This is a genomic window from Streptomyces sp. NPDC002156 (assembly GCF_053593675.1).
Genome location: NZ_JBSFDA010000317.1, coordinates 1 through 5,015, shown reverse-complemented (window position 1 = coordinate 5,015; position 5,015 = coordinate 1). Strand labels below are relative to the sequence as shown.

The 5,015-nt window shown below is 69.9% G+C and carries 5 protein-coding genes; 1 reads left to right on the top strand and 4 read right to left on the bottom strand.

What is annotated here, in order from left to right:
• Positions 1-219: 219 nt before the first annotated feature.
• Entirely contained in the window at positions 220-921 is a 702-nt protein-coding gene (locus ACWCRB_RS48975) for a uridine kinase family protein (protein WP_451002244.1), read from the bottom strand.
• Between the two features lie 60 nt (positions 922-981).
• Here ACWCRB_RS48975 and ACWCRB_RS48970 point away from each other — a divergent pair, with 60 nt between their 5' ends.
• Positions 982-1,401: a hypothetical protein gene (locus ACWCRB_RS48970; RefSeq protein WP_451002243.1), complete on the top strand. Its 420-nt coding sequence runs from the start codon at positions 982-984 to the stop codon at positions 1,399-1,401.
• 106 nt (positions 1,402-1,507) lie between these two features.
• Here the strand turns inward: ACWCRB_RS48970 and ACWCRB_RS48965 are convergent, their stop codons facing one another.
• The 3 genes from ACWCRB_RS48965 to deoC are packed head-to-tail and all read right to left on the bottom strand — an operon-like array spanning position 1,508 to position 4,858.
• Positions 1,508-2,440: an aldehyde dehydrogenase family protein gene (locus tag ACWCRB_RS48965; protein WP_451002242.1), complete on the bottom strand. Its 933-nt coding sequence runs from the start codon at positions 2,438-2,440 to the stop codon at positions 1,508-1,510.
• Entirely contained in the window at positions 2,433-3,893 is a 1,461-nt protein-coding gene (locus tag ACWCRB_RS48960; RefSeq protein ID WP_451002241.1) for an aldehyde dehydrogenase family protein, read from the bottom strand. The genes ACWCRB_RS48965 and ACWCRB_RS48960 overlap by 8 nt, the downstream gene beginning before the upstream one ends.
• Positions 3,894-3,898: 5 nt before the next feature.
• Entirely contained in the window at positions 3,899-4,858 is a 960-nt protein-coding gene (deoC, locus tag ACWCRB_RS48955; RefSeq protein ID WP_451002245.1) for a deoxyribose-phosphate aldolase, read from the bottom strand.
• Between the last annotated feature and the right edge of the window lie 157 nt (positions 4,859-5,015).

Genomic DNA, 5,015 nt, shown 5'->3' with positions numbered 1-5,015 from the left:
TTCGGGGAGCTTGTCGCCTGAAGGCCTGGGGGGCACCGCTCGGGGGAGCGGTGAAGACGGGGGAGCAGTAGACGGGGGAAGCACGGGGGAGCACCACCAGGGGGGAACCACCGGGGTCGGGGGGCCGCGGGGGAGCACCAAAAAAAGGAGCGGGGCTGGAGGGCCGGGGGGTCCATCCAGTCCCGCTTTGGTGTGTCCGGGAGTTCGGGTGCCGGTTGTCTACGTGGTGCGTACGTAGGTCCTGGTGCCCGCCGCCGCGTCCGCGAGCCGGCCCATCGCCTCGTCGCGGTCGCACGCGTGTGCGCCCAGGGCCGTCTGGCGGGCCACGATGGAACGTTCGGCGCGCATCAGCCGCCAGCCGCGGCGCAGCAGGAAGGGCACCGACTTGCGGCCCTCGCGCAGATCCCGCAGGAAGCGCCGGCGGAACGTCTTGACCGGGCCCCGGCTCAGGCACAGCGCGTCCGCGAGGACGCCCTCCGCCTGGCAGCGCTCCACGATCTCGGCGGCGAAGATGCCCTCCGCGATGAACAACGGGGTCCGGCCGATGTCGACGCGCTCCTCGCCGGTACGGGCGCTCAGCGAGATGTCGTACACGGGAACGTTCGTACGACCAGTGCGGCACAGCTCGGTGATCGCGGTGACCGCCGTGTCCGCGTCCCACGACTCGGGGTGGTCCCAGTCGATGTCGGTGCTTCCCAGGACCTGCGGCAGCGTCGGGTCGGTGCCCTCTTTGTAGAAGTCGTCGAGCCGCAGGACCGGGAGGCCGGAGCGGGCGGCGACGAGGGACTTGCCGGAGCCGGAAGGGCCGCAGAGCAGCACGACTCGCGTGGGTATGGGCGGGTGGGAGGTCACGAGACACCAGTGTGAGGCATCGGGCGCCCCCCTGCCGACCCCGCGGGTCGGCTTTGAAAGGTGCGTCACACGTCAACTACCCTTCGTGTCGACCTGATTACCCGGCGTACCAGAAGGTGGCAACCAGTCATGGCACGACACGCGTCCTCCCAGAACCAGACCGCCCAGACCGCCCAGCGTGCCCTGATCGCCCTCGCGACCGCGGGCGTTGCCCTGGGGGCGGGTGCGGCTACGGCCGCCGCGGCCGAGGGGGGACCCGCGGTGGATGTCATGCGGGCCAACCCCAGCACCTCGCTGGGGCAGATCGACCCGCAGGCGGGGTTGGCTGCGCTCACCGGATCGGTCGGGTACGTCACGGGGCCGGTTCAGGGGCTCAAGCCGAATCCGTTGGCGGGTACGGGGGTTGACCCGCTGGACAACGGGGTTGCCACGCAGCTGTCCGACTTTCAGCCGATTGCTTCGCAGATGCTGACTGCGCCTGTTGCGCAGGCGCAGTCGATCGGGCGTATTCCGGTGGTGGGGGAGGCCTTGGGAGTCTTGGGCGGTTGAGTTGAGGTGCGGGGGAGGGGCGGGGAGCTGCTGACCGATGCCGGGTGCGGCTTCGTCGTGGCTGGTCGCGCAGTTCCCCGCGCCCCTACTAGGCGGCCTTCGGCGCCTAGTACGAGGAACCCGATGCGCCTAGTGCGCCTGTGGGGTGCCAGACCGTCTTTGTTTCCAGGAAGGCGGTCATGCGTTCGGTGCCTGGGGTGGCGAACCACTCCGCGTTGTCCACAGGCTGTGGACGGAGGACGCGCTTGAGGTTGTCGGCTGCCGCGATCTCCAGTTCCTTGGCGAGTGCCTCGTCCGCACCCGCCAGGTCGATCGCGTTGACGTCCTGGTGTGCGGCGAGGGACGGGGTGATCTCCGACGTACGGCCGGAGAGGATGTTGACGACTCCGCCGGGTACGTCCGAGGTGGCCAGGACCTCGCCGAGGGAGAGGGCCGGGAGCGGGGACTTCTCGCTGGCGATCACGATCGCGGTGTTGCCGGTGGCGATCACGGGGGCCAGGACCGACACCAGGCCCAGGAACGAGGACTCCTGGGGGGCTAGGACGACGACCACGCCGGTCGGTTCGGGGGAGGAGAGGTTGAAGTAGGGGCCTGCGACCGGGTTTCCGCCGCCCACCACCTGGGCGATCTTGTCGGTCCAGCCCGCGTACCAGACCCAGCGGTCGATCGCCGCGTCGACCTGGGCGGTCGCCTTCGGCTTCGACAGGCCCTCCGCGTCGGCCACCTCGCGGACGAACTGCTCCTTGCGGCCCTCCAGCATCTCGGCGACGCGGTAGAGGATCTGGCCGCGGTTGTACGCCGTGGCCCCGGCCCAGCCGCCGAACGCCTTGCGCGCGGCGACGACCGCGTCACGGGCGTCCTTGCGGGAGGAGAGGGGGGCGTTCGCCAGCCACTTGCCCTTCGCGTCGCTCACCTCGTACACCCGGCCGCTCTCGGAACGCGGGAACTTCCCGCCCACGTACAGCTTGTAGGTCTTGAAGACGGACAGACGCGGGTCCGGCCGTGTGTCCTGCCGCGGGTCCACTCGGGGGTCAGACATCGAGGTACGCCTCCAGGCCGTGGCGACCGCCCTCGCGGCCGAAGCCCGACTCCTTGTAGCCGCCGAACGGCGAGGTGGGGTCGAACTTGTTGAACGTGTTGGACCAGACGACACCCGCGCGGAGCTTGTTCGCGACGGCGAGGATCCGTGAACCCTTCTCCGTCCAGATGCCCGCCGACAGGCCGTACTGGGTGTTGTTGGCCTTGGCGACGGCCTCGTCCGGGGTGCGGAAGGTGAGGACCGAGAGCACCGGGCCGAAGATCTCGTCGCGGGCGATGGTGTGCGCCTGGGTGACGTTCGTGAAGAGCGTCGGGGCGAACCAGTAGCCGGAGGAGGGGAGTTCGCAGGCCGGGGACCAGCGCTCGGCGCCCTCCGCCTCGCCCGCCTCGACGAGTGAGGTGATCCGGGCGAGCTGCTCGGCGGAGTTGATCGCGCCGACGTCCGTGTTCTTGTCCAGCGGGTCGCCGAGGCGGAGCGTGGACAGGCGGCGCTTGAGCGAGTCGAGCAACTCTTCCTGGATCGACTCCTGGACGAGGAGTCGGGAGCCCGCGCAGCAGACCTGGCCCTGGTTGAAGAAGATCCCCGTGACGATCCCTTCCACCGCCTGGTCGATGGGGGCGTCGTCGAAGACGATGTTCGCGCCCTTGCCGCCCAGTTCGAGGGTGACCTTCTTGCGGGTGCCGGCGACGGTGCGCGCGATCTCCTTGCCGACGGCCGTGGAGCCGGTGAAGGCGACCTTGTTGACGTCCGGGTGCGCGATGAGCGCGGCGCCCGTGTCGCCGTACCCGGGAAGGATGTTGACGACGCCCTTCGGGAGGCCCGCCTGGCGGCAGATGTCCGCGAAGAACAGGGCGGAGAGGGGGGTCGTCTCGGCGGGCTTCAGCACCACCGTGTTGCCGGTGGCGAGCGCCGGGGCGATCTTCCAGGCCAGCATCAGGAGAGGGAAGTTCCAGGGGATGACCTGGCCCGCGACGCCCAGCGGCTTCGGGTTCGCGCCGAAGCCCGCGTGGCCGAGCTTGTCGGCCCAGCCCGCGTAGTAGAAGAAGTGCGCGGCGACCAGGGGGAGGTCGGCGTCGCGGGTCTCCTTGATGGGCTTGCCGTTGTCGAGGGTTTCGAGGACGGCGAGCTCGCGGGAGCGTTCCTGGATGATGCGGGCGATGCGGAAGAGGTACTTGGCGCGCTCGGCGCCCGGCAGTGCCGACCACTTCTCGAAGGCCTTGCGGGCGGCCTTCACGGCACGCTCGACGTCCGCCTCGCCCGCCTGGGCGACCTCGGAGAGGACCTCTTCGGTGGACGGGGAGACCGTCTTGAAGACCCTGCCGTCGGCGGCCTCGGTGAACTCGCCGTCGATGAACAGGCCGTAGGAGGGGGCGATGTCGACGACGGAGCGGGACTCGGGCGCGGGCGCGTACTCGAATGCGGATGACCGCTTCTCGATCTTTTCGATGGTCATGGTGATCAGTCCACCGTCACGTAGTCGGGGCCGGAGTAGCGGCCCGTGGTCAGCTTCTGGCGCTGCATCAGCAGGTCGTTGAGGAGCGAGGACGCGCCGAAGCGGAACCAGTGGTTGTCGAGCCAGTCCTCGCCGGCGGTCTCGTTGACCAGGACCAGGAACTTCACGGCGTCCTTGGTCGTACGGATCCCGCCGGCCGGCTTCACGCCCACCTGGACGCCGGTCTGCGCGCGGAAGTCCCGGACGGCCTCCAGCATGAGGAGGGTGTTCGCGGGGGTGGCGTTGACGGCGACCTTGCCGGTGGACGTCTTGATGAAGTCCGCCCCGGCGATCATGCCGAGCCAGCTCGCGCGCCGGATGTTGTCGTACGTCGACAGCTCGCCGGTCTCGAAGATGACCTTGAGGCGGGCGGACGCCCCGCAGGCCTCCTTCACGGCGACGATCTCGTCGTAGACCTTCATGTAGTGGCCCGCGAGGAAGGCCCCGCGGTCGATGACCATGTCGATCTCGTCGGCACCGGCGGCGACGGCGTCCCGTACGTCGGCCAGCTTGACGGGGAGCGCGGCGCGGCCGGCGGGGAAGGCGGTGGCGACGGAGGCGACCTTGACGGTCGACCCTGCGACGGCCTCCTTCGCGACGGCCACCATGTCGGGGTAGACGCAGACCGCGGCTGTGGCGGGGGCCGTGCGGTCGGTCGGGTCGGGGCGGACCGCCTTGGCGCCGAGGGCCCGGACCTTGCCGGCGGTGTCCGCGCCCTCCAGCGTCGTCAGGTCGACCATCGAGATGGCGAGGTCGATGGCGTACGCCTTCGCGGTCGTCTTGATGGAACGCGTGCCGAGGGAGGCGGCACGCGCCTCCAGGCCGACCGCGTCGACGCCGGGGAGTCCGTGGAGGTAGCGGCGCAGCGTGCTGTCGGACGTGGTCACGTCCTTGAGCGGGAGTGCGGTTGATGCAGTGGTGGGCATGGTCACAAGCCGAGCATATCTACGCGCGTAGCGGCTGTATAGGGGTTGTTTTCGCCCCCGCCGCCCTTACCCGTTCCCATCCCCTGGGGGCTGCGCCCCCAGACCCCCCTTTCGGCCTGAACGGCCTCGTCCTCAAACGCCGGACGGGCTGGATGAC

Excerpts from the sequence above, each read along its gene's own strand:
- ACWCRB_RS48970 (WP_451002243.1), top strand. The coding sequence starts at position 982 with ATGGCACGACACGCGTCCTCCCAGAACCAGACCGCCCAGACCGCCCAG.
- ACWCRB_RS48965 (WP_451002242.1), bottom strand. The coding sequence starts at position 2,440 with ATGTCTGACCCCCGAGTGGACCCGCGGCAGGACACACGGCCGGACCCG.
- ACWCRB_RS48960 (WP_451002241.1), bottom strand. The coding sequence starts at position 3,893 with ATGACCATCGAAAAGATCGAGAAGCGGTCATCCGCATTCGAGTACGCG.
- deoC (WP_451002245.1), bottom strand. The coding sequence starts at position 4,858 with ATGCCCACCACTGCATCAACCGCACTCCCGCTCAAGGACGTGACCACG.